The sequence below is a fragment of the Aureisphaera sp. genome (assembly GCF_059726885.1).
In genome coordinates, this window is the sequence record NZ_AP041051.1 from 770828 (window position 1) to 797155 (window position 26328).

Below are 26328 nucleotides of genomic sequence, written 5' to 3' on the forward strand. Positions count from 1 at the left end.
CGTTGTGGCGCTAAGCTGGATACGTTGTGTTACTAAGCCGATAGCGTTCTTTAGTAAGCTGACTACGTTCCTCTAGTAAGCTAGATACGTTATACCACTAAGCTCGATACGTTGTACTACTAAGCTCAATACGTTGCAGGACTAAGCTGGTGGGGTTCTGAAGTAAGCTGGATACGTTGCGCTACTAAGCCGGCTTGCTTCGGTAGGAAGTCAACTAGGTTGCCTAACGTATTGCACTTAGCTTTGAACGAAGCTGGCTTGGTTCGGGACGTAGCGAGTTAGGTTGGGAGACTCCATTAATGGGTTAAGAGCTCCAAAAGACCAGCTTGGAACTCAACAGGATAAGCTCAGAACCTCATTCGTTCACCATATCACCTATTGGGTTGGGATGGGCGTTTGGGGAAATGACAAAATAATTTACATGTGTAAAAATTTTTGTCATAGGGTTGGCTTTTTGGTTCCTTCTATATGTCGCTTCGATACATTTCTTGGAAATGTCGGGGTGGTTGTCGCCTCGATACAATTTCCCTGCGGAAATAACTCGGCGACCTAATTTGGGACACTGAGTGCTTCGAACGAAGTGAGAAGTGTATCGAAGTGTCGGGATGTGGCTGTCACCTCGATACAATTTCCCTGCGGGAAATCACTCGGCGACCCGCTTTCGGATTCCTTTTTTTGCTCCCCGAGTGTTTTGTGAAACAAAATGTACCGAGGGGAACAAAAAGTATCGAGGGGAAACAACATACTTTTCTTCCTGTCCTTTTTTTGCCCCTCCAAAAAAAGAACGAAAAAAACGAGGCCTTTTATAAGGAATTTTTCAGCTGCGCCGAAAACCGACTTGCCAACTCCGCGGCCTGCCCATGGCAGACCTGAATCTCGGAGCTTGGCCGTGTCTATTCTCCATAAAAGGGAGTAAGGTCATGAGAGAACTCGTCACCTCGATACAATTTTCCTGCGGGAAACCACTCGGCGACCTAATTTGGGACACTGATTATTTTGCTGTTCCCCGAGTGTTTTGTCGACCCCCGAGTGTTTTGTGAAACAAAAAGTATCGAGGGGAAGCAAAAAGTACCGAAGTTCAAAAAGCAATCAACCTACAACCCCAACGCAGTCCTTAAGTACTTTAACCCTTCTCCATTGTTGGCATTGAGACCATTGTTAATAAAGGTGAACATATTGGCGTACCCATCGAAATTGGTATCGCCATCTATGGGTGCGGTAAGCGCCTTGGGATACGAACAGGTAAAGGAATGCAGGGTTCCCTTGGTGCCTCCCGCAATGCCCAATGCTGGATTGGCTTTTGTCGTCACCGCATATTGTGTATACACCAACTGATTGGCACTCGGGGTATAGGCCCAGGTGTGGTTAGTACTGGTTAAGGGGGTAGCTTCAAAGATTTGCAAATCGGGGGTCGTGATGCAGTATTCGATGAGTTTTAAATCTACACAAAGGGGATCTTTATACCCAAACAGACTGGCAATGTCTACCCCCACATTGGCCGCGCCCGTGATGACAGTAATGTCCGATACATTGTCGAATGCTACAATGTTAAAGCCATCTGCCTGGTTGTTCAGTTGTAAGGATCGTACCAACTGGGCTACTCCAGAATTGTCGGCTGCACCTCCGTCGGCCAGACGCACTACTTTCTGGTTAGACAATGTTTGAAGGTCCAAACCTTCGGTATCGACATAGTCCACAGAACCACCAGACATGCCAAAGCTTACAGCATTGTCCTGGAACAGGTAGGAAAGATCGAAAGCCCCCGTAATATGCTCGCTGGCTCCAAATCCTGCGGCTGCACTGGACGCTGCAGCAGCCGTCATTACGGGTACACTGCTGTCTTTTAAGGGTAACTTTAATGGTTCTGTAAACTTGGGGGCGCTTTCTACGACATAGTCGGCCGTGTACCCTAGGTTAAACGTACAGGATTGGGTATTGGTTCCCAATTCGGCAAAGAAGGGCGAAGGCTGGTAACTACTGCCCGAAGGAATGCTGGAAAAGGTGGCTGGGGTAACATCGGCTGGTCTTCCATCGGTACAATTGGATCCGGAATCGCCATTTAACTGTGGTTCGCTGGGGGCAAGGCACGCCTGATAGTAGCGATGGTTATTGGTAACATTATCTTCACTATTTAACACCACGGTATTGGTGAGTAGCGTAGAGGCCAATAAAAGGGGTTTGTTCGCGGCCCAGGACTGATGTGGATCGCCGAGTGTGGTACTGCCCAACGGATAACTTTTAAACACTAGGTTTTCGACCATTAGTTTCCAATAGGTTCCGCCCGTGTAGGATTTATTGGTGTAATAATCGAATACACATTCCAAATAAATACCCTCGGGTTCACTTCCGCAGGGAGCGGCATCGAAGAGTTTTCTTTGCTTGCCAATCCAACCACTGGAAGTAGCCCAAGTGGTGGAAGCATCCTTGGCTTCGATATCGGACACAAAATCGCTGGAATACATGAGCATGGTGCTAAACCAACTTCCTCCAGAGTTGGAAGACATGGTTCCTACATTGGCAAATACGTTGTTCAATGAATAGGTGCCGTTTTCCAGAAGCCCAATGGTCCAGGCAGAGTGTCCGGTATGGGCTCTCCAACCCCCTCCGGCAAAGGCCACATGTACTTTCTGGCTCACTTCTGGGGTCGCCAATATGATATCCTTATCGTTTTCCTGGGTTTTGGCCTTGTCCTTACAGCTTGCGAACAGGAAGAGGGTAACTAGTATACTACTTAACAACAGGGTTTTAACCGCTCGGGTTGCGGATCGGAGTGTGGGTTTGGTTTTCATGGGTATATAGCTTTTAAATTATGTTCTTACTATGCTATAGAACATTCCAGTTCGGGATTTTCTGGAGTAAAAGCTGGGGAGTGGTATAAAGGTAGGGATTTTATGGTAATGATTGAATTGGGTGATGGAGGGTTTGTTTTTTGGGTCCCCGAGTGTTTTGCTGTTCCCCGAGTGTTTTGCGAAGCAAAACGTATCGAGGGGAAACAAAATGTAGGGAAATCCCCGAAGGGAAACATGCCACCTCGATACAATTTCCCTCCGGGAAATCACTCGGCGACCTACTTTGGGACACTGAGTGCTTCGAACAAAGTGAGAAGTGTATCGAAGTGTCGGGATGGCTGTCACCTCGATACAATTTGCAATGTGTATTAAAACATTGGAAACAATATATTTTTCTTCCTGTCCTTTTTTTGCCCCTCCAAAAAAAGAACGAAAAAAACGAGGCCTTTTATAAGGAATTTTTCAGCTGCGCCGAAAACCGACTTGCCAACTCCGCGGCCTGCCCATGACAGACCTGAATCTCGGAGCTTGGCCGCGTCTATTCTCCATAAAAGGGAGTAAGGTCATAAGGGAACTCGTCCCCTCGATACAATTTCCCTGCTGGAAACCACTCGGCGACCTAATTTGGGGCATTGAGGTGACCTCCGTTTAATTACCTACATTTGAATAACAATACACAACCAGCAAGAAAACGGGTGACTTTTACCAACATTCGCAGACTAAAGATTATTGCCACTTTCTCCGCAGGGTGGACCCTGGCTTTTATGTTCCTAACCATTATACGTGGGGTCGGAGCCACGGAGGACGGGGCTGTAGATTTCGATATTGCCACCAGTTTATTCTATAGTATCACTATGGGACCCGTGTTCGGGGCCATTTCGGGATATGCCCAAATCATTACGGGCGAACGATTCTACAAACGCATTTCTGCAGGAAGGTTGTTAATTATTCGTTTGGCCCTTTCGGTAGTCATCCTAGCGTTATTGATAACCGTTTCCTATATCATTGTGCCTCCCCTTTTAGGAATAGATATTAGTTTGCGCGATTTCATATTCGATGAGGGAAGCAGTGCCATCTACTTTTTTATCCTCACCACCGATTTTTTTATGGCGGCCCTATGGCAGGTAAACCTTATGTTGGGAGGAAACAATCTTTGGAAAATACTCATAGGCAAGTTTTACGAACCCCACGAAGAGAAGCGCATTTTTATGTTCCTCGATTTAAAGGACTCTACCAAACTGGCCGAGCAATTGGGACATATAAAGTATAGTAGGCTGGTACAGGATTGTTTTAACGATCTGGGTGTTGTGATAGAAAATGAGGCAGAGATTTATCAATATGTGGGCGATGAGGCGGTCCTCACCTGGAATTTGAAGACAGGATTGCGCAAGGCAAACTGTATACACGCCTTTTATAACTTCAAGAAACGATTGCAGAAAAAGGAAGCCTATTACCTAAAAAAGTACAACTGCATGCCTTTTTTTAAGGCCGGGTTAAACGGAGGGGTGGTTATTGCCACCGAGGTAGGCAAGTACAAAAAGGAGATCGCCTATCATGGCGACACCATTAATACGGCATCCCGAATACAGAATAAGTGCAATGAGTATGGCCAGGAGCTGCTCATCTCGGAAAACCTAAAAGACGCCCTGAGCTATAGCGCCTTTCAATTCGAGTTGTTAGGCAATATCCCGCTTAAGGGTAAACAGGACGAAGTGGGGATCTATGCGGTACGTCCGTAGGCTGGAATGGTTACAATGGATATTTTTTCCTTGCTATAATCCAATAAAAAAAAGCCCCCGAGATTTCGAGGGCTTTGTGCGGCTGAAGGGAGTCGAACCCCCACGCCTTGCGGCACTAGATCCTAAGTCTAGCATGTCTACCAATTCCATCACAGCCGCGTGATAAAAAGTATAGTACTTCTTAGGGACGGCAAATATAAGGAAGATTTGTAATTAACAAACAAACTTTTATTCAAAAATTACATCTTTTCGTACCTTCGTCATTCTATCATTATACATTACAAATACCTTTTTAATGAACAGCGCAAAAGCCTACGTAGACCAACACAAAGACCGATTTATCAACGAACTGATCGAATTGCTTAAAATTCCTTCCATTAGTGCCGATTCGGCTTACAAAGAGGATGTGATTAAAACTTCGGAAGCGATTAAGGAAAGTCTCATACATGCTGGTTGCGATCATGTAGAAATTTGCGAAACCCCGGGATACCCCATCGTTTATGGTGAAAAACTCATAGATCCCAACCTACCCACTGTACTGGTATACGGACACTACGACGTACAACCACCAGACCCGTTAGACCTATGGGACAGTCCGCCATTTGAGCCTGTTATTAAAACGACAGGGCTGCATCCCGATGGAGCCATATTTGCCCGCGGAAGTTGCGACGATAAGGGACAGATGTACATGCACGTAAAGGCTTTGGAATATATGACCAATACAGGGCAACTTCCCTGTAACGTAAAGTTCATGATAGAGGGTGAAGAAGAAGTAGGTAGTGAAAGCCTGGGATGGTTCGTGGAGCGCAATCAGGAAAAACTATCTAACGATGTTATCCTTATTAGCGATACGGGCATGATTGCCAACGACATTCCGTCCATAACCACTGGACTCCGTGGTTTGAGCTACGTAGAGGTAGAAGTTACCGGTCCCAACCGAGATCTGCACAGCGGATTGTACGGTGGTGCCGTGGCCAATCCCATCAATGTTCTAACAAAAATGATTGCCTCCCTTCACGACGAAAACAAACATATTACCATTCCCGGATTCTATGATGATGTGGAAGAACTGTCTAGGGAAGAGCGTGATAAAATGGCGGAAGCGCCTTTTAGCAAAGAGGCCTATACCAAGGCTTTGGATATTGAAGATGTCTATGGGGAAGAAGGATATACGACCAATGAACGAAATTCCATTCGCCCTACTCTGGATGTAAACGGAATTTGGGGCGGATACATAGGCGAAGGTGCCAAAACGGTTATCGCCAGTAAGGCCTATGCCAAAATTTCCATGCGCTTGGTTCCCGATCAAAATTGGGAACAGATCACGGAACTTTTCAAAAACCATTTCGAAAACATTGCCCCTAAAGGGGTGACAGTAAAGGTAACCCCACATCATGGAGGACAGGCCTATGTGACACCTATAGATAGTTTGGGCTACCAAGCGGCTTCTATGGCCTACGAAGCTACCTTCGGCAAAACCCCAATACCACAAAGAAGCGGGGGAAGTATTCCTATTGTGGCCTTGTTCGAAAAAGAACTAAAAAGCAAAACCATACTTATGGGCTTCGGGTTGGATAGCGATGCGATACATTCGCCCAATGAGCATTTCGGGATTTGGAATTACCTAAAAGGGATTGAAACCATTCCCATGTTCTATCACTACTTTACTGAAATGAGCAAATAAGGTATGGCTAGGCTGCGTGTCCATCAACCATGGCGAATTGCAGTGGCAGTGGTTTTGGTAGGGATATTACTCAAGTTGCTTCATATGGCATACGATGAGGAAGTCCTAATGGTAGGCTTGGCCGGAATACTCATCCTTTATCCCTTGCACTTTTTCAATAAGGGTAAAAAGTCCTTTCTGGATTATGCAAAGCTTTTCTTTGCCATATTCGCAACCCTACATTATGCTTTTGCAGTGTTTCATTGGAGTTATGGCCATGTGTTTACCCGATTGGCACAGCTATCCTTGGTCGTACTGATCATCGCTTATATTTCTCAAAATGAAAAATCCTCTAAAAAGAATGGCTTGGAGATACTGCTCTATACCGTTGCGGGCGTTGGGATCGTACTGGGAGCTATCTTAAAAATTCTGCATTGGGGCTATGGCGATATTCTATTGATTGTGGGAATGATCGCAGGGGTGGCTTCTATTTTTGTAGGTGGAAATTCTTCGAAAGAATAAACTACAATTTCTTTACATATTTGGTCACAATAACAATGTGCTGACCATCTATCTTCCCTTCAATATATTCAGAATTCTCATGATCTAAGGAAATCCGTCGAACGGCAGTACCTTGTTTGGCTACCATGCTGGACCCTTTCACCTTTAAGTCTTTAATGAGCACCACACTGTCTCCAGCTTGGAGTACTGCGCCATTAGCATCTTTGTGCACAATAGCATTGCTTTTGTCCTCTGCATCCCCAGCCGCTGCGGCCCAAGCTTCCAACTCTTCATCTAGATACATCATATCCAGCAGATCCTGTGGCCAACCTTCCGATTTTAGTCGGTGCAACATACGCCAAGCCATAACTTGTACGGCGGGAACGGGGCTCCACATGCTATCGTTAAGGCACCGCCAATGATTGGCATCCCTTTCCTCTATATCGAATTGAGAGGTACAGGTTTCACAGGTTAGTATATGACTTTCCAAACCAACCGATGGAGAGCTTGGAACCTCGTAGGCAATTAGCTTCTCTGCAGCTCCACAAAGCTCACATTTGTTTTCGGCACGTTTATGTAATGCTCTCTCAATACTCATAGGGTATGCAATTTCGGCAAAGGTAGCAGAATAAATGAATTATTTTTTTACTCTACGTTTGTAGAATTAAAATATTTATTCTACATTTGTAGAGTAAATTCTAAAAACGTAGAAGAACATGCAACTTTCCAATGCCGAAGAACAGCTCATGCAAATCCTCTGGAAACAGAAAAGGGCCTTTATGAAAGACCTTATTGAAAGCTATCCAGAACCTAGGCCTGCCACTACCACCATAGCCACATTGCTAAAGCGTATGCAGGACAAGAATTTTGTAGACTACAAACAATTTGGCCGATCCCGGGAGTACTTTCCATTGGTAAAGAAGAAGGATTATTTTTCCCGTCATGTAAATGGGCTTATCAAGAATTTTTTCAATGATAGTGCCTCTCAATTCGCCTCGTTCTTCACGGAAACTACAGACCTGAGCAAGGAGGAGTTGGAAGACCTACGTAGTTTAATTGACGAACAAATTAAAAAGAAGTGATTATGGAAATGTATCTGCTGAAATCGGCTGCCTGCCTTGCCATCCTGTACGCATTTTATAAGTTATTCCTAGAGCGTGAAAACATGCATACCTTAAAGCGGTTCTATTTATTGGGAATCCTGGTGGTATCATACACTATCCCCTTTATTACATTCACAGAATACGTAGAAGCACAGCCAGTGCTCACTACACCCATTATTACCAGTGATTATATCCCTATTACTATTATTGAAGAAACCCAGCCCAATTATCTCATGATGGCCTTGTGGGTTATTTTCATAGGGGGAGTGACCTTTTTTGGAGGTAGGTTTGGAAAAAACATCTTTGCCATCATTCAAAAAATTCGGAAAAACCCCAGATTTAAAGACAAAAATATCTTTAAGGTGTTATTGAAGGCACCTACGACACCCCATACATTTTTCAGTTATATTTTCTTGAATCAGACGGCCTTTGAGGCCAATGAAATTCCTAAGGAAGTTCTGGATCATGAAGAGGTACATGCAAGGGAATTACATAGTTTGGATGTCCTTTTTATTGAACTATTACTCATCGTATTCTGGTTCAATCCCCTACTTCATCTTATTAGGCGTAGCATAAAATTGAATCACGAATTTTTGGCAGACCGCGCAGTGTTGAAAACCGGTATCGACGCTTCGGACTATCAAAATACATTGTTGGCATTCTCATCAAATGCCTGTTCCCCATCTTTGGCGAACTCCATTAATTATTCATTCATCAAAAAACGAATTACAGTTATGAAAAAACACACATCACAGACAGGCACTTGGGTGCGCAGTCTAGTAGTCATCCCTTTATTGGCGTTGCTAGTATATGGTTTTAGCAGCACCCAACAAGTAGAGAAAGAAAACGACTTCGTATTTGCAGAAAACACAGAATCTTCAAAATTAACAGCCCGCAGTATGGAAATCGCCATTCTGGATGACGGCACCTATCTAGTAGACGGAATACAAGCGACCAGAAGTACCTTGGCCTCCGTTGCCGCTGGTTTTCATCAAGATATAAATGCGGCCGATCGGAATAGAATCTTAAACATTCATATAGTACAACCGAAGGAAGTTCTTAATGAAGAGGTGCAGTTTATATTCGATACCTTATGGGACTATGGTTTTTATAGGCTAGTTGCTCCAAATCAAGAAGTAGTCCGTGGAAAGGGCAACACACCCTTTGCCCCACCCAATAGCGATACCCGAAACTCCTATGTTGAAGATGTTCTAATAAATGAAGGCGACAACACCACCTTGGTGTCCGAACAAAACCTAAAAGCCACAGACAAGGAAATTAGGGAATACAATCGTTTGGCGAAGAAATACAATGAGATGCCAAGGGATAATATGTTTATTGTAAAAGAAGAGATAAAACGTCTCAAGTATATCTACGATAAAATGACGGAAAAACAACGTGCTTCGGCCGAACCATTTCCAAATATCCCGCCACCACCGCCACCACCTCCTGCACCCGATGCTATTGACGCTCCCGAGGCCAACACATGGGTTCCGGATCCAGTTAAAGACATTCCGCCACCACCGCCACCACCAGCACCCGAAAGCCCATTAGAGCATGTTAAGAAGATGGCGGGAAAAGGAGCCATATTCTACTATGAAGGGAAAAAGATAACGGCAAGTAAAGCCATTTCTCTAGTAAAACAGGATAATGATCAGTTAAATATCCAGTCAAGCGGATACAATTCCAGCAAACCGACAGTAAAGATATCAAAGGAACCCATCTATCTGAGGAAACAAGAGGTAAAAGAGGACGGGAACGAACATGGTCCCAATCCATCAATGAGCAATAGTATTAAGGGGAAGCCCGTCAATATCAATATCCAAACGTCTAACCTTTCCCTAAAAACCGGCAATGTTGAGATAAATGGAGAGGACTATTTCTATACTACAAAAAATGGAGTAACGAGCTACTTCAATCAAAATGGTGAGCCTGTAGATTCGGATGGAAAACCCCTTGCTAAGCCCACTAAAAGAACACCTACATATTACCTAAATGGGCAAAAAATATCTGCAGCAAAGGCCAATCAGTTATTGAGTAATAACCGATCGATTCAGGTGACCAATAAAGAGTATAGCAATGGAGAATATGCTGTGCTACTCACCGATTTAAACACGCATAATCCAAATCAGCAAGCCCAAGATCCACTTATTGATCTTACAGATGTGATCTCTAAAGGAGCTATTTTCTTTCTCAATGACAAGCGAATTAGCCAAGAAAAAGCGGTGGAGCTTACAAAAAAGCCAGATGCCATAGAACGGGTAAGTGTGGTAAAAGGGGACGATGGAAAGCCCAAGGTTTATTTTTGGAGCAAGGCTCAAAAAGGCACCCTAAAGACCACAAAGACTTCCTTTGGCCCTTCTGAAGATCCTGCCAAGATTATTTCCGAAATGATGCAGGAAGGAGCCTTGTTCTTTTTGAGCGGCAAATCCATTTCGGGGGAAGAAGCCAAAAAGTTGATTCGGGAAGATCAAGTGTTGCAGCTTGACCTGCGACAAAATGAAGACGGAACTATGGAAGTACACCTTAATGGTTGCTAAACTTTTGTGAAAAAGCCAAGCCCCCAACCAATTTGGGGGCTTTTTTATGTAACAAATTCAGATAATCTACGTTCTAACTAACTCATCAATCCTTCATCCAACTAGTTATGTTACAACGATTTTTCATTTTTTGCTCAGGAGCCGACACCGACATTTTAGACGATTGTTCTCCTGGGGAACAAACAAAATATGCAGGCATTGGCGCTACCGTTTTCTTCACTGCGGTAATGGCCACCATTGCTGGATCCTATGCGCTCTATACTGTTTTTGATAGTCTTTTGCCCTCTGTTTTCTTTGGAATCATATGGGGTATGCTCATCTTTAACCTAGATCGCTTCATTGTATCTACCATCAAAAAAAGAGATAATTTTTTCGACGAACTCATTCAGGCTTCCCCTCGAATTTTATTGGCTATTATCATTGCCATTGTTATTTCGAAACCCTTGGAATTGAAAATTTTTGAGAAGGAAATAGATCAGGTACTTTTAGAAGAAAAGAACCAGATGACCCTAGAAAACCAAGAACAGTTGGCTTTGCAATACACTCCTTCCATAGAAGCATTGAATACAGAAATTGACAACCTGAAAAACGAGGTTATCACTAAAGAAACGGCGGTTAATGATCTGTACGAAACCTATATCGCTGAAGCCGAAGGAAGAAAAGGGACGGAAATCGTTGGCAAAGGACCCGTTTACAAGGAAAAAAGGGAAAAACACGATTCCGAATTGGCTGCACTACAAGCACTGCGAACTGAAAATAAAGGCAAAATTGAAGCTGCTGAAGCCCAAATAGCCCAATTAACTACCGACTATAAAACAAAAGTCGCCAATACCCAGCCGGTCATTGATGGCTTTGATGGTCTTATGGCCCGTGTAAATGCCCTTGGCAAACTACCCTGGCTGCCCTCTTTCTTCATCTTTCTTTTGTTCTTAGCCATAGAAACTTCTCCCATACTTGCCAAACTACTATCTCCAAAAGGAGCGTACGACCTTAAATTGGCCGAACAGGAAGGAGCCATTACTTCATGGACCGTGCAGCAAAAAACCCAAAGGGATATCCTGGTTGAGACCGATCGCGATGTAAACAACAGAGTGTACGCAGACATTGCTGAGGAAAAGGAATTATACGAATACAAAAGACGCATTGCCCGACAATTAATGCAGGAACAGGCCAACGCCTTTTACAAAAAGCAACAAAGTATACTATAGCCATTCAACTCATAAATTTTTTGTTACTTGGTGGGTCTAAATACATATATGACCCACCATTTTATTTCCCACGTTAACCCCAAGCTTTCTCACTATCATTTTGAAAATGGAGCAACTTCCTTTAGGGTTTTTCCTCATTTAGGAGGTAGTCTATTGGAATGGATCCACGATGAAACACATATCCTCTCCCCTTTTCCCATTAGCGATGAGGGTTATGATCATTATAAAGCCTTCTACGCAAGCAGTATCTTGTTCCCCTTCCCCAATAGATTGAAAGACGGGAAATTTTCCCATGAGGGCCATCGTTATGACCTTCCTATGAATGAAGTGAGCCATGCGAATGCAATTCATGGTTGTGTGAGTAATCGCACCTTCACAGTTTCGGAGGTTTCGGACACTTCAATCTCCTTGGAATACGAACATACGCTTAACACAGACTTTCCATTTGCATTTAGCCTGCAAGTAGGATATAAATTCTCCCTCAAAGGCATGTCCGTTACGTTCCGAGCAACAAATCTTGACCCCAAATCCTTTCCGTTTGGATTGGGTTGGCATCCCTATTTTAATTTGAAAGACGATACAGAAAGTATCCTGTTTTTCAAATCCAACACTACCTATGTTACAGATGCCAAGATGATTCCTAAAGAAGCCCAAGATGTCTCCATCCAATCACTTCCATTGAAGGACGCTCTATTGGATACTGCTTTCCATCTAGATCATCCTGAAGTCATTTTAAAGACAAAAGAATATCAATTGAAAATGCAAACCCCAGGTTTCGATTTCCTTCAGTTGTTTATACCCGAAGATCGAAAATCTATTGCTATAGAACCCATGACCTGCGTGGCCAATGCATTTAATAATGGTATTGGCAAAATGATTCTCAAACCGGAGACATCAAATGAATGTACGGTAGAACTTTCTCTCCTATGAAAAGTTTCCAGATTTTGACCTTTTAATAAGCTATTACATTCGCTCTTTTTCTTTAATATTGTTACTCCAAGTAGCCAATCATGTCCTCAAAAACAGCTTTAGAAAAAGTCGCAACACTTGCCCATTTGCATTTTGGTCTTCAAGGGGAGATCAGCACCCTTCCTGGAGATGAAGACGAGAATTTTAAGATCACCTCAGTATCTGGCGATCAATACATTTTCAAAATCTCGCCGAAGGAATCAGACCTATCCTTTTTAGAATTTCAGAATGAGCTGTTGCGGTATTTGCAGACACAAGAACTAAACCTTGACCTTCCCGTGGTAATACCTACAATAAAAGGGAGTCTCATGTGCCCTCCTTCCGAAAATGAAACTGGCAGGGCATTACGGGTTCTTAGCTGGATAGACGGAAGGATTTGGGCCAAGTGCAATCCGAAAAGGGAAAGTATGCGATATGACCTTGGTTTAAAAGCTGGTCTATTAACAGCATCGCTTCAGGGCTTCCAACATCCTATGGCCAACAGATCGTTTCATTGGAACCTAGCGGATGCTTCCTGGACCTCGGACCACATTGACCTTTTTAAGGACGAAGCCCGCGGGATCATCGCCTATTTTCAAAAGCTTTATTCTGAAATACAACCTTACTATGAAAACCTTCCGAAAAGCATTGTGCATAATGATGTAAACGATTATAACATCTTGGTTTCGGACGACTTAAAAAGCCCAAAAGTTAATGGTATCATCGACTTTGGCGATGCAGTATATACACAGACCATTAATGATCTTGCCATTATGCTTGCCTATGCCATCATGGACACTCCAGATCCATTGGAAGCCTCGTTGGATGTTTTAAAAGGCTATGTTCGTTCCCATAAAATTACGGAAGAGGAACTTAGTTGTTTATACCCTTTGGTTGCTATGCGACTTGTCACTACGATCACCAAGGCGGCCATCCGGAAGGCCGAAGACCCTACCAATAAATATCATGTAATTAGCGAGAAGCCAGCCTGGGATGTGTTGAAAAAATGGTATGCCATTCATCCCGATTTTGCCGAACATGCCTTCAGACTAACTTGCGGATACACCGCACATCCCAATGAAAATGATTTTGCAATATGGGCCTCGGAACAGAAGATCGAATTTTCCTGTCTTTTCCCTACAGTAGGCAAAGAAGAAGTTCATTTGCTGGATCTGAAACTTTCCAGTACCTGGATAGGCAGTCGACATGAATTCAATGATTTAGATTGGTTTGAATTCAAAATAAATAAACTGCAACAAGATCATCCTAACAGCCTCATAGCTGGGGGCTATTTGGAACCCCGTCCCATTTATACTAGCTCCACTTATGACAAAGAAGGAAATAATGGACCAGAGAGCAGAGCGGTTCATCTAGGTGTCGATTTCTGGCTGCCAGCTGGGACTCCCGTGCATGCACTATTTGACGGGGAAGTTGTTGTCGCTGTGAATGATAAGGGATACAAAGAATATGGAGGACTTATTATATTGAAACACGAAGAAAACAATATTGCTTTCTATACCCTTCACGGGCACCTTGCCGTAGCAAGCGCAAATGCCTCTAAAGTTGGGGATCGCATTCTGAAAGGGGATCAAGTTGGCGTGCTAGGAACTCCGAATGAAAATGGCGATTGGTCACCTCATCTTCATTTTCAAGTCATGCTAACGCTCCTTGATTATGAAATCGATTTCCCGGGTGTTTGTTACCCTAACCAATTACCGCTATGGAAAAGTATTTGCCCTGACCCCAATCTCCTATTCAAAAACGAAAATCTTGTTACACAGTATGAAGCGGATCCTGAAGATATCATTGCCTATCGAAATGAGCATCTGGGCAAAGGATTGAGTATTTCATATGCCGAACCCCTGCACATTGTAAGGGGAGATGGCATTTATTTGCTCGATTCCATGGGAAGAAAATATTTGGATACCGTAAATAATGTAGCCCACGTGGGCCATGAACATCCAAATGTGGTGAAAGCGGGCCAACGACAAATGTCAATTCTAAATACCAACACCCGTTATTTACATGAGGAAATAAATCGCTACGCAACGGCCCTTTTACATACTTTTCCCGAAGAACTATGTGTAGCGCACTTTGTAAATTCGGGCAGCGAAGCCAACGAATTGGCCATACGAATGGCCAAAACAGTAACCCAAAGAAATACGATGATGGCAATGGAAATTGGGTACCATGGAAACACCAATGCGGTCATTGACGTAAGCAGTTATAAATTTGATGGAAAAGGCGGAAAAGGTAAGCCAAAAAATACCCATATCCTGCCTATGCCCGACCCATATCGCGGTATTGAAAGAGGCCCAGACTCGGGATCCCGCTATGCCTCATTTGCCAAAGATATTGAGGTTGCCGCTTTTATTGGCGAACCCATTTTAAGTTGTGGTGGACAGATTGTTCCGCCAAAGAACTATTTCAAAGAAGTCTACCAACATGTCCGCAATGCGGGCGGTCTCTGCATTGCGGATGAAGTACAAACAGGATTCGGAAGGGTCGGCAAATCCTTTTGGGCCTTTCAGCTGCATGATGTGGTCCCGGATATCGTAACCATAGGAAAACCTGCTGGTAATGGGCACCCATTGGCCGCTGTAATATGTACCAAAGAAGTAGCGGAGCAATTTGCCAACGGAATGGAGTTCTTTAACACCTTTGGAGGAAATCCCGTGAGTTGTGCTATTGGCCGAGCAGTACTGGAAACTATTGAATTGGAAGGTCTTCAGAAGAATGCGTTGGAAACCGGGAGTTATTTGAAATCTGAGTTGGAGAGACTGCAAAAGGAGTTTCCCATTATTGGTGAGGTTCGCGGGGAAGGTTTGTTCTTGGGATTCGAATTGGTCAATCCATCTAGACAACCCCTTCCAAACCATGCATCTTACCTTGCCAACCGAATGAAAGAGCTGCAAATTTTAATGAGTACAGACGGACCAGATCACAATGTGCTCAAAATAAAACCGCCGATGGTTTTCAGTAAAGAAAACGCAAAAGAGCTTATCTTTAGACTCCATCAAGTCTTTTCGGAGGATTTTATGTAGACCTATTGATTTTAATCACAAAACAACCATATCATGAGAACATTATTTATCCTTTGCTGTTTCACCGCCCTTTTTTCATGTACCTCACAAACTACCGAAAAAGAGGATAAAGCCGCCATACTGAAGGTTATGAAAGTTCAGGAAGAAGCTTGGTCCAACAATGATTTGGAAGGTTTTATGCAGGGCTATTGGAAAAGTGACTCTCTAAAATTCTATGGTAGCCGAGGGCTCACAAAAGGTTGGGACCAGACCTTGGCAAACTATAAAAAAGGGTATCCTACCAAAGAACATAGTGGAACCTTATCCTTTGTAATTGATGATATCTCTAAAATTGAAGACCACAGTTATTGGGTGATGGGCCAATATCATTTAAAAAGAAGCGTGGGTGATGCCAATGGCAATTTCCTGATCATTTTCAAAAAGATAAATGGCGAATGGAAAATAGTAGCAGACATGAGTAGCTAACTTAAGATTAGATTCCCTACATGAGCAATACACCAATTCCTATTGTAAGAAAGGCCACACTTTTGGATATCGATGTTTTAAAGGAGTTTAAACTGGGACTTATTCAGGCAGAGTTACCTATGGATCCCACCATAAAGGAGGATACGACGAGTTATTATGACATCGAAGAATTGATTGAAAACCCAGAGTCGGAAGTTCTTGTGGTCGATTTAGATGGGGAAATTGTTGCTTCGGGTTATGCGAAAATCATGGATGACAGGCCTTATCTTAAACATCACAAACAAGGATATCTAGGGTTTATGTTTGTTCCACCTGTGCATAGGGGCAACGGTTATAACAAACTAATTGTGAATGGATTATTGGCGTGGTGCAAAGAAAGAGGGGTATTCGAAATTAAATTGGATGTATATGACCAAAATCCTGCTGCCATAAGAGCCTACGAAAAAGCAGGTTTTGAAAAAAACCTGATTAATATGCGTATGAATATTGAACACATGGATTTTTAGTCCCCACTAAAATCTTCTATCCGGATTAAAAGGCGTTAGGTCCAAGGATACTTTCTTACTATCAATAATTTCTGAAATCAATTTGCCAGTGGCAGGTCCTAGACTCCAGCCCATCATGGCATGACCTGTCGCAACTGTTAGATTATTACATTTTGAAGAACGTCCAATATATGGCAGTCCATCGGGTGTACAAGGTCTTAGCCCGCAAGCGGCGGATTGCTTTTCCTGTGGTGTAATTGTTAATCCTGAATAGTATTTGGAAGCAGATTGAGCTATGGCATCTACACGTACCGGATTAATACGGTGGTTTATGCCTCCAATTTCCATGGTTCCTGCAAAACGGGTAAAACCATTCATTGGGGTTACGGCCACCTTTGATTCTACCAAAACAGCTGGAGTCCTTATTCCTGTTGGGCGATTTACATTGATGCGATATCCCTTTCCTGCTTGTATGGGAATACTTAGGCCGAGCTTTTGAACCAACATGGGACTCCAAGAACCCGCAGCCAAAACCACCTCATCACAAGTAATCGTTCTTTTCGAAGTGATCACTCCGGATATGATGGCTTCAGAAAAATTAATATCCTTTACTTCTTCCTGGATATAAAAAGTAACTCCTTCCTTTTTCAAATAATCCTTCATCCCGCCCATAAATTCGGAAGGCGTCATATGGGCATCACAATCGAAGTAAACCGAACCTGCAATATCCAAATCGATTTCTGGCTCGTATTGCTGTGTTTCCGACTTGGTGAGTCGCGTCACATTAAGGCCTTCAGAAATTGCTCTATTTCCTACCTGCCATTCCTCCTCCAGTGCTTTTTCAGACTTGCACAGCATCAATAAACCATTACGTTCATAATGGAAAGTGAAGTCACTGGTAGATTTCATTTCCTCATACAATTCCCTACTCAATAAATTGATATCCTTAATCACCGGAATCGCCTGCTCCATTTTTGATTTAGTCGCCGATTTTTTAAACGCCCATCCCCATTTAAGAAATTCTTTATCCAAACGGGGTTTAATGTAAAATGGACTCGCTGGATTTAACATCCACTTCAATCCTTTGGTAATCATTCCCGGGGCTGAGAGAGGTATAATATGGCTAGGGGTTATATAGCCCGCATTTACGTAGGAGGCGCCTTCATTCATTTTAGATTTATCGACCACAATCACTTCATGGCCTCCTTTATGCAGGTAATAAGCGGTACAAAGCCCAATGATTCCTCCTCCTATGACGACAATTTTTTTGCTCATCTAGATTACTTGAAACCCATAGGCGTACGGATCGTCTTCTGGGTCTATGGTTATACTATTGCGCCCATAAATTTTTGCCCATCCTTTAATGGACGGGATAATGGCTTTTTTTCCATGAATTTCGGTCTCTTCTTCTATGCGCCCTTCAAAGGTAGACCCAATAAAGCTTTCGTGTATGAAGGGCTCCCCTTTTTTAAGCTTTCCCTTGGCATATAATTGAGCCATCCTTGCAGATGTTCCCGTTCCACAAGGGGATCGATCTATCGCCTTATCTCCATAAAACACAGCATTGCGTCCAGAAGATGTCTTGTGAATAGGTGTTCCAGTCCATTCCATATGGCTTACATCCCGAATGGTTGCATTCTCGGGATGGATAAAATAATCTGGATACTTTTCATTGATTCGCTTTCGAACCACTTGAGAATACTGAATGAGTTTGCTCGCTGTATACTCCTGTACTCCCCTAAAATTCTTCTGCGGGTCTACAATGGCATAGAAATTACCTCCATAAGCGACATCGAATACAATTTCCCCCAGTTCTGGACAATCAATCGTCAACCCTTCGGCCGCCAAATAAGAGGTGACATTTTTCAGTTTGACCCAGACTACTTTTCCGTTTTTTTCAGCATATTCTATTTCGACCAAGCCTGCAGGGGTTTCCATTCTCACCTGACCGGCTATTTTGGGCTCAATGAGTCCTTCTTCAATGGCAATAGTGATAGCTCCAATCGTTCCATGGCCACACATGGGAAGGCACCCGGAAGTTTCAATAAAAAGGATTCCAAAATCATTCTCAGGAAATTGGGGTTCAAAAAAGAAACTCCCGCTCATCATATCATGACCCCGCGGTTCGAACATTAATCCCTTTCGTATCCAATCGTACTCTTTTAAAAAATGTTGGCGTTTCTCACTCATGGAATCCCCTTTGAGCGGAGGGTGACCAGTGGTTACAACCCGTACCGGATTACCACAGGTATGACCGTCTATACAATGAAATGTACTACGACCCATCCTTCGTTTTTTTAATATAGGCATTCATCCTTTCCTCCAAGATAGAAAGGGTCACAGTTCCTTGTTCAAGAATCACCTCGTGAAACTCCCTAATATCGAACTTGGATCCCAATTCGGTTTCCGCCTTCTGTCGCAATTCCCTAATTTTTAGTTCCCCAATCTTATAGGAAAGGGCTTGACCCGGCCAAGAGATATAACGGTCGGTCTCCGTATTTACTTCATGTAAGGAAAGTGCAGTGTTGGATGCCATAAAATCTACAACCTGTTCCCTAGTCCAATTCTTGGCATGAATACCCGTATCGACCACCAATCTGCAAGCCCTCCACATTTCATAAGTAAGCTGTCCAAATCGTTCATAGGGTGTGGTATACATGCCCATTTCTGCTGCTAAATACTCCGTATACAACCCCCATCCCTCGCCATAAGCGGATAAATAGGTGTTCTTCCTGAACTGAGGTATACTATCTCCTAATTCATTGTTCAGGCTTCCTTGTAAATGATGTCCGGGAACGGCTTCGTGCACTGTCAAAGCGGGTAATGTATATAAGGGTCGGCTGGGAAGGTCATAGGTATTCACCCAATAATACCCCGGGTCTGTACTGTTCTTACTGGTTCCAATATACCGCCCACCTGTATATTTTGGGGCAATAGCGTCTGGCACAGGAGCCACACCATATGGCTTTCTTGGTAATGTTTTGAAGAATTTAGGCAATTGGGCATCCGCCCTTTTTGCCATGTCCCGTGCATGCATTAACAATTTTTCTGGGGTATCTACATAAAACTGCGGATCGGTTCTTAGGAAATTCAAAAATTCGGCAAAGCTTCCTTTAAATTCAAGTTCTTCAATGATCTTATTCATTTCTGCCTTTATTCGGGCTACCTCACGCAATCCAATGGCGTGGATATCATCTGCCGTATATTGCGTACTTGTTGTATAGTAATTGATCCTATTCTGGTAATATTCCCTTCCATTAGGGGTTTCTGAAACTCCAATGGTTTTTCTGGTCTTTGGAAAATACTCTTCTTCAAAAAACTTTTTCACCCTCTTAAATTGGGGTATCACTTTCTCGGAAATCACCGTTCTAGCAGCTTTTAAAATTGAATCTTTCTGGGTTTCTGAAAGTGATTCCGGTAAGTTTTTAAACGGGCCATAAAAAAAACTATCCTCATAACTATTAACAATATGAGTATCGTAGGTAGACTCATATCCTTTAAAAATAACCCGCGGTTGAGATACTCCCTTTTCCAATCCTTCGCGTAGTAGGGGTAAATAACTGTCCACGACCCCAGGAATGGCATTCAATTTATTCAAATAGGAAATAACCTGGTTGTAATTGGTTAAGGGTCTTACCATATAGGGAAAGCTAACATGAAATCCGGAATCAGATAATAGCGGGTTCAAAAATCTGTCGAACTCATAATATTCAATCTGATCCTGTAGTAAGAACTTTAGCATTTCAAGGGAAATGGATTCGGTTTCGGACAGACCATTGGTTGAAATCGTCATTAACTTATTGAGTTGTATCTCTGCAAAATCGGCTTCTGCTTTAAAATACTCCCTAGTGAACAGTCCCAGAGGATAGGCTTTGTTGTCATATCCCTTATGGTCTTCCACGGTTTTAATGATTGACGCTAATTCTTCTGAAGCGTTTTGGGCTGAAATATGCTCACCGAAACCCCAGAAAACGAAAAGTGATAAGACAATTTTTAAACAGTGCTTCATGAGTTTTATTTTAAGAAAGTAGGAAGGAGCTCCTCAGGAAAGTCCTGAAATGAAAATGGCCTTACCCATCGTTTTATGCTGTGATTCCCCACTGCCGTAAATCGACTATCGGTAGAAGAAGGGTATGGACCTCCATGGGTCATGGCATCGCACACCTCAACTCCCGTGGGAACCCCATTAAAAATGATTCGCCCCACACGGTCTTGTAAAGCTTCAACAATTCCATTAAGTCCTGCATACTCCTCTTTTTCTGCTATGATCGTCCCGGTTAATTGACCTTCCAGACTTGAAATCACCTGTTTAAGCTGTGCTTCATCTTTACATTGTACCACCAAAGAAAAAGGCCCAAATACTTCTTGGTGCAGCTTTTTATTGTTTAAGAAGGCATCGCCAGACGTAGTGGCAATTTTTGATTGGGCATAATTGTCTGGAACGGAACCGCCATAGGCAGACACAAGTTTTGTATCCTCTTGAGCGGCCACCTCTTCCCCATTTGCGGCATATGCCTTTTGGATATTTGGATGCAGCATACATTGTGCATCAATTTGACTCACTTTTTCACCTAAATCCATTATGAACTCTGACAATCCCTTTCCTTCTATCCCTAAAATAAGACCTGGATTGGTACAGAATTGTCCGGTTCCCAGCGTGATGGAACCAGCATAGGTAGAGGCAATTTCGGAACTTCTCGCAGCTATGGCACCAGAAGTGATTACCACTGGGTTAATACTACCCATTTCTGCAAATACGGGTATGGGCTCTTCGCGTTGTCCTGCTAGATCATATAAGGCCCGTCCTCCACGAATACTACCGGTAAACCCAACGGCTTTGACTTTTGGGTGCTGTACCAATTTTTGTCCAACCTCTATTCCAGAACTATTCAAATTTGAAAAGACCCCTTCTGGCATTCCTGTTTTTTGGGCCGCCCTGACAATGGCCGAGGCAACCAATTCTCCTGTGCCAGCATGCATGGGATGCGATTTTACAATTACAGGACATCCAGCAGCCAGCGCACTGGCCGTATCACCTCCTGCGGTGGAATACGCCAACGGAAAGTTACTGGCTCCAAACACCACTACGGGACCCAACGGTATTAAAAACTGACGCAAATCTGGTTTGGGCATAGGTTGTCTATCTGGTATCGCATTGTCTATGGTAGGCTGTCTCCAATCCTCTGTCTCTATGAGATCGGCAAACATTCGAAGCTGTCCTACGGTTCGACCCCGTTCTCCTTTTGCGCGGCCTTCGGGTAATCCCGTTTCGCTGCAATAGGTTTGCACCAACACATCATCCAATGCCAAGATTTCCTCTGCAATGGTGCGTAAGAACTCAGCTCGTTTCGCTCCTGATAAATTTTTATAAACTGGAAACGCCTCGGACGCCAATTGAACGGCATCCTCAATTTCCTTATCAGTAGCTTCTGTAAATGTGGAAGCATTGTCTTGGTTGGTTTTAGGGTTGAAGGTACGATACACCTTATCTCCTTCTGCTCTTAGCTGAAAACCTATATAATTATGTCCTGTCATCTTTTGTTTTTTATTCTTTCTAAATGTGCTTCCACATCTACTGGTTTGTGAACAACCTTTTCCGAAACGGGATACTTCTCCAAAAGGTTTTGGGGTCTAATGGGTCGTTTCTCAAAGTTTCCACCACAATTTGGGCATACACTTTTAAGCACATTCTCAACGCAATCCAAACAAAAAGTACACTCGAAAGTACAGATCATAGCTTCCTTACTATCGTATGGAAGTGCTTTATTACAGTGCTCGCATGTGGGTCTTATTTCTAGCATTATAAATTTTTATATTCTGGTAATTTCGGTCTGGTTGCCATACCCTCCGCAATCACTTTTAGTACATGTTCACGTTCTTTTCCAAAAAGTGGCAACCTAGGGGCACGAACAGTTTCGGAGCCTATTCCTGTGGCTACTTCGGCCAGCTTAATGTTTTGTACTAATTTAGGGTTAATATCCAATTCTAACAAAGGAAGGAACCAACGATAAATAGCAATGGCTTCTTTTATTCGTCCTGCCTTTTGCAGCTCATAAATGGCGACTGTTTCCGCTGGAAATGCACATACCAAACCGGCAATCCATCCATCGGCACCCATCAATAGGCTTTCTAAAGCGAGAGTATCTACCCCACACAATATTTTTAAGCGATCTCCAAATTGGTTTTTAATTCGTGTTACATTAGAAATGTCCCTTGTAGATTCCTTTACGGCTTCTATATTATCACATTTCAGTAGTTCTTCGAACATAGACAAAGTTACTTCAATCTTATAGTCTACCGGGTTATTATACACCATAATGGGCAAGGAGGTATTGTTGGCAACGGCCTTAAAATATTCCACGGTTTCACGATCTCCGGCCTTGTAGCGCATAGGTGGAAGCATCATGAGCCCTGAGGCTCCATCCTCTTCTGCTTTTTGGGCTGCTGCTATAGCGCCTTTGGTACTTTGTTCGGCAATGTTCATCATTACGGGAACCTTTCCTGAAACCTTTTGTACGGTCTCACGTGTTAGCACACGTTTTTCTTCATCTTCCAAAGTGCTTGCTTCCCCTAAGGTGCCGCCCAGCACAATTCCGTGAACCCCTGCCTCGATTTGGGCATCGATATTATGGAGAAACAAAGGAATGTCCAAGGAATCGTTCTCCGTAAATTTTGTTGTTACTGCGGGCATAACACCCTTCCATTCAAATTTCATAAGGATAAGATTTTACTCCAAAAGTATCTGAAAAAGGAATGAGCTGATAATAGTGATTTATTCAATAATGATACTTTTTTATCCATATTATGATATTATTCATGATATTTGAATAATATTTCAATAATTATGAAGGTTTTACCTTTTACAATCGTGAAATCCGGGAAGGAAACGGTTTTATGGCAGGAAGACCATGTCGATTCGTTTTATGGCTTTCTACACCAGCATGAAGAGTACCAGATAAGCTATATAAAAAAAGGCAAAGGTTCCTTGATTGTGGGTGACACCCTTAATAGGTTCGAACCTGGAGAAATTATAGTCCTCGGCGGAAACTTGCCTCATGTATTCAGAAGTATTTCCGAAACAGGTACGAAGTGCCACATGAACACTATTTTCTTTACACCAGACTCATTTGGGAAAGACTTTTTTGCGATCGAAGAAATGAAATCCTTACGTTCTTTTTTCGGAAAAGCTCAAAACGGTTTTAAGATTACAAATCCTTCCATGGAGATCATTTCCATTTTCGAAAGATTCCCTAAATCACCAAAATTGGATCGTTTCCTTCTATTCATGCAATTATTAAAACAAGTGAATAAGGGAAAGCAAGAAGCACTTTCCTCATTTCACTCCGGCGAGGTAATGACAAAATATACAGATAATGAGGGCCAACGTATGAATGCGGTATTTCAATATACCATGGAGCACTATAAAGACAGGGTAACTCTAGAAGGTATTGCGAAAGAGGCGTCAATGACCCCCAATGCTTTTTGTAAATATTTCAAAAATCGCACCCGTAAAACATATATGGCGTTCCTAAACGAAATACGTATAGAAGAATCGTGCAAGCTCTTGAGGGAACATCCAGAAATGCCTATTGCGGCAGTTGCGGAGGAATGTGGGTTCAGGAATATTTCAAACTTTAATCGAATCTTTAAAAAAATGATTCAGGAAACACCCTTTCAATACCGCAATAAAATAGTCCGCTAGTCATCCACAATTCCCATATGCTTCAACAGGAAAGAGGCATTCATATTTTGGCAGATTCCTTTTCGCAGTTTATAATCGAAAAATAACTCGTCATTCCTAATTATGGCATCGAAATAATAATTCTCCACCTGTTCCAATTGATCGGCAGCTTCGCATAGACTTAGATCATGCGTTGCTATAATACCCGTAGAATGGGACCGCACTAGTTTGTTTACGAATTTTCGGGAGCCTATGGCTTTATCGGTGCTATTGGTCCCTTTGAGTATTTCATCCAGGATAATGAAATATTGGTCACTACCTATACGATCTACGATATACTTTAGGCGTTTTAACTCACTGAAAAAATAGGATTCGTCGTTCGTTAGACTATCCGTGGTCCGCATGCTTGTAATCAGTTTTATTGGGGAATAGTGTACCGATGTGGCACATACGGGCAATCCTACATTTGCCATCACGATTTGAAGTGCAACGGTTCGTAAAAATGTACTTTTTCCAGCCATGTTCGCTCCCGTCACGATAAAGAATTGTTCTTTGTTAATTTGAAAATCGCTGGCTACTGCCACTTCTTCCTGAATAAGGGGATGAGCGGCTTTTTCACTATTCAACACTACAGTACCTTCCTCAATAATTGGAAAGGTGTGATTAGGGTGATTGAAGGCATAGTTTCCGAGACTGTTATAGGCATCGAAAAAGGAAATCACTTCGAACCACGATTCGATCTTTTTGTGGTGCTCCATAATCCATCGTTCAATGTTTCGTACCACCCATAAATCGCGAAGTAAAAATCCATTAGCAAAAATGCCCACGATCATATTACTTCTTTGGTCCAAGGCATCCAGCAATTTCGAAAACCGTTTTAGTATGGAAGACGCCCTTTCGGTTTCATTGATGATACTTGCCTTTTTATTCTGCAATATTTCTGAGGAAAAATCCTGTTCTTCAATTTTGGATAAAAGCTGATAGAATTGTTCGAAAGTGGCTTGCACATGAGAGGTGTCATAAACCAATTTATTGATTTTCTTGAGGAACAAGCCCACAATTCCCAAGCCAAGGAAAAACCAAACAGCTACTATAATTCCCGATATGGATCCGTTAAAAAATAATCCGAGAAGCCCTACAGACACCACTGAGAAAAACACAGATAAAATAGGAATGCGTTCAGGAACGAATCCTTGGTACTGATCTAACCACTTCACTACTCTTTCTGCTCTTACCTCCACTTTTACCAAGGAGGCCAAAGCCGAAAATTGTTGTCTCCAATGGGCAAGGTCCTTCAATTCTGTGATGGCTTTCTGTTTTGAGGGAATATCCTTGCAGTCATTGGCAGTTAACAAGCTAGCCAATCGGTTATACCCACTAGCCAAGGCGGTTCTATTTGTATATTGAAAGAAGGATCCCTTTCCAAAGAGATCGATATCCTGGCTATAAAAATGGTTGGGATCACTAAAAACATTCCCCTCAGGGAGATGATGAAATTCACCCTCTAAAACCTGGAGTTCCCTATCATTTATAGCGACTAAGGCTTTATGGTATTGTTGTTCTTTTTTTAACCTATCATGCCTTTTAATAAGCAAAATAAAGATTATTATTCCTAAAACGAGGGAAACCACAACCGTTGTTATGTGGCCCCAACTTATATAGCACATAAAGGCTACAAGCAGGAAAACACCAAATCTAAGCAGGCTCGAAAAGAACAATTTCTTTCTTAATTCGTCTGAGGCAATTTGGTTCTTTTCAAGTTCGGATTGATAGAACTCCCGCAATTCGCGTTTTGATTTCATTTATAGGTTATCTAGTTCGGCTTTTACTTTTTTGGGAAGCTTACTTACAATAAGATCGTACGAATGATCTATCAATTCAAAAATTAAAGAATGTGGAAGATTGCTTTCTAGGATAACGGTATTCCAATGATGCTTGTTCATATGCCATCCGGGGATAATTAATCCATCGTATTCGGCCCTCAATTCTTCGGATCGCTCAGGATCGCACTTTAAGTTGGCTTGAGATGGGGTTCTTTCCAGTCCAGAGACGGCAAACATCTTGTTCATAACCTTAAATACCAAGGTATGTTCATCGAATGGAAAGGATTCTGTCACTCCTTTTTTCGCCAAACAATAATCCCGGAATTCTTCAATATGCAT

Annotated in this window: 21 protein-coding genes and 1 tRNA gene; 11 read left to right on the plus strand and 11 right to left on the minus strand. The window is 42.6% G+C overall.

Going from position 1 to position 26328, the window contains the following annotated elements:
• Positions 1 to 1094: 1094 nt before the first annotated feature.
• On the minus strand, positions 1095 to 2789 hold the full coding sequence (locus AC6JAD_RS03595; RefSeq protein ID WP_461302514.1) for a hypothetical protein: 1695 nt from the start codon (positions 2787 to 2789) through the stop codon (positions 1095 to 1097).
• Between the two features lie 662 nt (positions 2790 to 3451).
• Between AC6JAD_RS03595 and AC6JAD_RS03600 the strand changes: the two genes are divergently transcribed.
• Positions 3452 to 4528, plus strand: a complete 1077-nt coding sequence (locus tag AC6JAD_RS03600) for an adenylate/guanylate cyclase domain-containing protein (protein ID WP_461302513.1) — start codon at positions 3452 to 3454, stop codon at positions 4526 to 4528.
• Positions 4529 to 4605: 77 nt separating this feature from the next.
• Here the strand turns inward: AC6JAD_RS03600 and AC6JAD_RS03605 are convergent.
• Positions 4606 to 4687, minus strand: a tRNA-Leu gene (locus tag AC6JAD_RS03605).
• A gap of 136 nt (positions 4688 to 4823) precedes the next feature.
• On the opposite strand from AC6JAD_RS03605, the gene AC6JAD_RS03610 reads away from it, so the two are divergent.
• Both AC6JAD_RS03610 and AC6JAD_RS03615 read left to right on the plus strand, forming a co-directional pair.
• The gene (locus tag AC6JAD_RS03610; RefSeq protein WP_461302512.1) at positions 4824 to 6212 is read left to right on the plus strand and encodes a dipeptidase; all 1389 of its coding nucleotides are present in this window, start codon (positions 4824 to 4826) and stop codon (positions 6210 to 6212) included.
• A 3-nt stretch (positions 6213 to 6215) separates the two neighbouring features.
• On the plus strand, positions 6216 to 6713 hold the full coding sequence (locus tag AC6JAD_RS03615; protein WP_461302511.1) for a hypothetical protein: 498 nt from the start codon (positions 6216 to 6218) through the stop codon (positions 6711 to 6713).
• Position 6714: 1 nt separating this feature from the next.
• On the opposite strand, the gene AC6JAD_RS03620 is transcribed toward AC6JAD_RS03615, so the two are convergent.
• Complete coding sequence (locus AC6JAD_RS03620) at positions 6715 to 7290, minus strand: PhnA domain-containing protein (protein WP_461302510.1); 576 nt, start codon at positions 7288 to 7290, stop codon at positions 6715 to 6717.
• 118 nt (positions 7291 to 7408) lie between these two features.
• On the opposite strand from AC6JAD_RS03620, the gene AC6JAD_RS03625 reads away from it, so the two are divergent.
• From AC6JAD_RS03625 to AC6JAD_RS03655, 7 genes are all read left to right on the plus strand, one after another.
• The gene (locus AC6JAD_RS03625; protein ID WP_461302509.1) at positions 7409 to 7774 is read left to right on the plus strand and encodes a BlaI/MecI/CopY family transcriptional regulator; all 366 of its coding nucleotides are present in this window, start codon (positions 7409 to 7411) and stop codon (positions 7772 to 7774) included.
• A gap of 2 nt (positions 7775 to 7776) precedes the next feature.
• Positions 7777 to 10335: a M56 family metallopeptidase gene (locus AC6JAD_RS03630; RefSeq protein WP_461302508.1), complete on the plus strand. Its 2559-nt coding sequence runs from the start codon at positions 7777 to 7779 to the stop codon at positions 10333 to 10335.
• Positions 10336 to 10442: 107 nt separating this feature from the next.
• Positions 10443 to 11543, plus strand: coding sequence for a DUF4407 domain-containing protein (locus AC6JAD_RS03635; protein ID WP_461302507.1), 1101 nt, complete (start codon positions 10443 to 10445; stop codon positions 11541 to 11543).
• Between the two features lie 48 nt (positions 11544 to 11591).
• A complete protein-coding gene (locus tag AC6JAD_RS03640; RefSeq protein ID WP_461302506.1) occupies positions 11592 to 12473 on the plus strand; it encodes an aldose 1-epimerase in 882 nt (293 codons plus the stop codon).
• Between the two features lie 80 nt (positions 12474 to 12553).
• The gene (locus AC6JAD_RS03645) at positions 12554 to 15535 is read left to right on the plus strand and encodes an aminotransferase class III-fold pyridoxal phosphate-dependent enzyme (protein WP_461302505.1); all 2982 of its coding nucleotides are present in this window, start codon (positions 12554 to 12556) and stop codon (positions 15533 to 15535) included.
• A 33-nt stretch (positions 15536 to 15568) separates the two neighbouring features.
• A complete protein-coding gene (locus AC6JAD_RS03650) occupies positions 15569 to 16000 on the plus strand; it encodes a YybH family protein (protein WP_461302504.1) in 432 nt (143 codons plus the stop codon).
• A gap of 20 nt (positions 16001 to 16020) precedes the next feature.
• Positions 16021 to 16506, plus strand: a complete 486-nt coding sequence (locus AC6JAD_RS03655; protein WP_461302503.1) for a GNAT family N-acetyltransferase — start codon at positions 16021 to 16023, stop codon at positions 16504 to 16506.
• Positions 16507 to 16512: 6 nt separating this feature from the next.
• Here the strand turns inward: AC6JAD_RS03655 and AC6JAD_RS03660 are convergent, their stop codons facing one another.
• The 6 genes from AC6JAD_RS03660 to AC6JAD_RS03685 are packed head-to-tail and all read right to left on the minus strand — an operon-like array spanning position 16513 to position 23200.
• Positions 16513 to 17760, minus strand: coding sequence for an NAD(P)/FAD-dependent oxidoreductase (locus AC6JAD_RS03660; protein ID WP_461302502.1), 1248 nt, complete (start codon positions 17758 to 17760; stop codon positions 16513 to 16515).
• Complete coding sequence (locus tag AC6JAD_RS03665; protein WP_461302501.1) at positions 17761 to 18771, minus strand: 4-hydroxyproline epimerase; 1011 nt, start codon at positions 18769 to 18771, stop codon at positions 17761 to 17763.
• Positions 18761 to 20494, minus strand: a complete 1734-nt coding sequence (locus tag AC6JAD_RS03670) for a DUF885 domain-containing protein (RefSeq protein WP_461302500.1) — start codon at positions 20492 to 20494, stop codon at positions 18761 to 18763. Before AC6JAD_RS03670 ends, AC6JAD_RS03665 begins: the two co-directional genes overlap by 11 nt.
• A 5-nt stretch (positions 20495 to 20499) precedes the next feature.
• The gene (locus AC6JAD_RS03675; protein ID WP_461302499.1) at positions 20500 to 22020 is read right to left on the minus strand and encodes an aldehyde dehydrogenase (NADP(+)); all 1521 of its coding nucleotides are present in this window, start codon (positions 22018 to 22020) and stop codon (positions 20500 to 20502) included.
• Complete coding sequence (locus AC6JAD_RS03680; RefSeq protein ID WP_461302498.1) at positions 22017 to 22286, minus strand: DUF1272 domain-containing protein; 270 nt, start codon at positions 22284 to 22286, stop codon at positions 22017 to 22019. The genes AC6JAD_RS03675 and AC6JAD_RS03680 overlap by 4 nt, the downstream gene beginning before the upstream one ends.
• Positions 22286 to 23200, minus strand: coding sequence for a dihydrodipicolinate synthase family protein (locus AC6JAD_RS03685; RefSeq protein ID WP_461302497.1), 915 nt, complete (start codon positions 23198 to 23200; stop codon positions 22286 to 22288). The genes AC6JAD_RS03680 and AC6JAD_RS03685 overlap by 1 nt, the downstream gene beginning before the upstream one ends.
• A 153-nt stretch (positions 23201 to 23353) precedes the next feature.
• Between AC6JAD_RS03685 and AC6JAD_RS03690 the strand changes: the two genes are divergently transcribed.
• Positions 23354 to 24187 carry an AraC family transcriptional regulator gene (locus AC6JAD_RS03690; RefSeq protein ID WP_461302496.1) on the plus strand — a complete coding sequence of 278 codons (834 nt, stop codon included), beginning with the start codon at positions 23354 to 23356 and terminating at the stop codon, positions 24185 to 24187.
• Here the strand turns inward: AC6JAD_RS03690 and AC6JAD_RS03695 are convergent.
• Positions 24184 to 25968 (minus strand): MutS-related protein, encoded by a 1785-nt coding sequence (locus tag AC6JAD_RS03695; RefSeq protein WP_461302495.1) that lies wholly within the window; start codon positions 25966 to 25968, stop codon positions 24184 to 24186. The two genes, AC6JAD_RS03690 and AC6JAD_RS03695, sit on opposite strands and share 4 nt — an antisense overlap.
• A complete protein-coding gene (locus tag AC6JAD_RS03700; RefSeq protein ID WP_461302494.1) occupies positions 25969 to 26328 on the minus strand; it encodes an MmcQ/YjbR family DNA-binding protein in 360 nt (119 codons plus the stop codon).

Coding starts and splice junctions, on each gene's coding strand:
- AC6JAD_RS03650 (WP_461302504.1), top strand. CDS start 15,569: ATGAGAACATTATTTATCCTTTGCTGTTTCACCGCCCTTTTTTCATGT.
- AC6JAD_RS03610 (WP_461302512.1), top strand. CDS start 4,824: ATGAACAGCGCAAAAGCCTACGTAGACCAACACAAAGACCGATTTATC.
- AC6JAD_RS03645 (WP_461302505.1), top strand. CDS start 12,554: ATGTCCTCAAAAACAGCTTTAGAAAAAGTCGCAACACTTGCCCATTTG.
- AC6JAD_RS03670 (WP_461302500.1), bottom strand. CDS start 20,494: ATGAAGCACTGTTTAAAAATTGTCTTATCACTTTTCGTTTTCTGGGGT.
- AC6JAD_RS03685 (WP_461302497.1), bottom strand. CDS start 23,200: ATGAAATTTGAATGGAAGGGTGTTATGCCCGCAGTAACAACAAAATTT.
- AC6JAD_RS03595 (WP_461302514.1), bottom strand. CDS start 2,789: ATGAAAACCAAACCCACACTCCGATCCGCAACCCGAGCGGTTAAAACC.
- AC6JAD_RS03630 (WP_461302508.1), top strand. CDS start 7,777: ATGGAAATGTATCTGCTGAAATCGGCTGCCTGCCTTGCCATCCTGTAC.
- AC6JAD_RS03635 (WP_461302507.1), top strand. CDS start 10,443: ATGTTACAACGATTTTTCATTTTTTGCTCAGGAGCCGACACCGACATT.
- AC6JAD_RS03640 (WP_461302506.1), top strand. CDS start 11,592: ATGACCCACCATTTTATTTCCCACGTTAACCCCAAGCTTTCTCACTAT.
- AC6JAD_RS03680 (WP_461302498.1), bottom strand. CDS start 22,286: ATGCTAGAAATAAGACCCACATGCGAGCACTGTAATAAAGCACTTCCA.
- AC6JAD_RS03615 (WP_461302511.1), top strand. CDS start 6,216: ATGGCTAGGCTGCGTGTCCATCAACCATGGCGAATTGCAGTGGCAGTG.
- AC6JAD_RS03620 (WP_461302510.1), bottom strand. CDS start 7,290: ATGAGTATTGAGAGAGCATTACATAAACGTGCCGAAAACAAATGTGAG.
- AC6JAD_RS03660 (WP_461302502.1), bottom strand. CDS start 17,760: ATGAGCAAAAAAATTGTCGTCATAGGAGGAGGAATCATTGGGCTTTGT.
- AC6JAD_RS03695 (WP_461302495.1), bottom strand. CDS start 25,968: ATGAAATCAAAACGCGAATTGCGGGAGTTCTATCAATCCGAACTTGAA.
- AC6JAD_RS03625 (WP_461302509.1), top strand. CDS start 7,409: ATGCAACTTTCCAATGCCGAAGAACAGCTCATGCAAATCCTCTGGAAA.
- AC6JAD_RS03700 (WP_461302494.1), bottom strand. CDS start 26,328: ATGCATATTGAAGAATTCCGGGATTATTGTTTGGCGAAAAAAGGAGTG.
- AC6JAD_RS03665 (WP_461302501.1), bottom strand. CDS start 18,771: ATGGGTCGTAGTACATTTCATTGTATAGACGGTCATACCTGTGGTAAT.
- AC6JAD_RS03655 (WP_461302503.1), top strand. CDS start 16,021: ATGAGCAATACACCAATTCCTATTGTAAGAAAGGCCACACTTTTGGAT.
- AC6JAD_RS03675 (WP_461302499.1), bottom strand. CDS start 22,020: ATGACAGGACATAATTATATAGGTTTTCAGCTAAGAGCAGAAGGAGAT.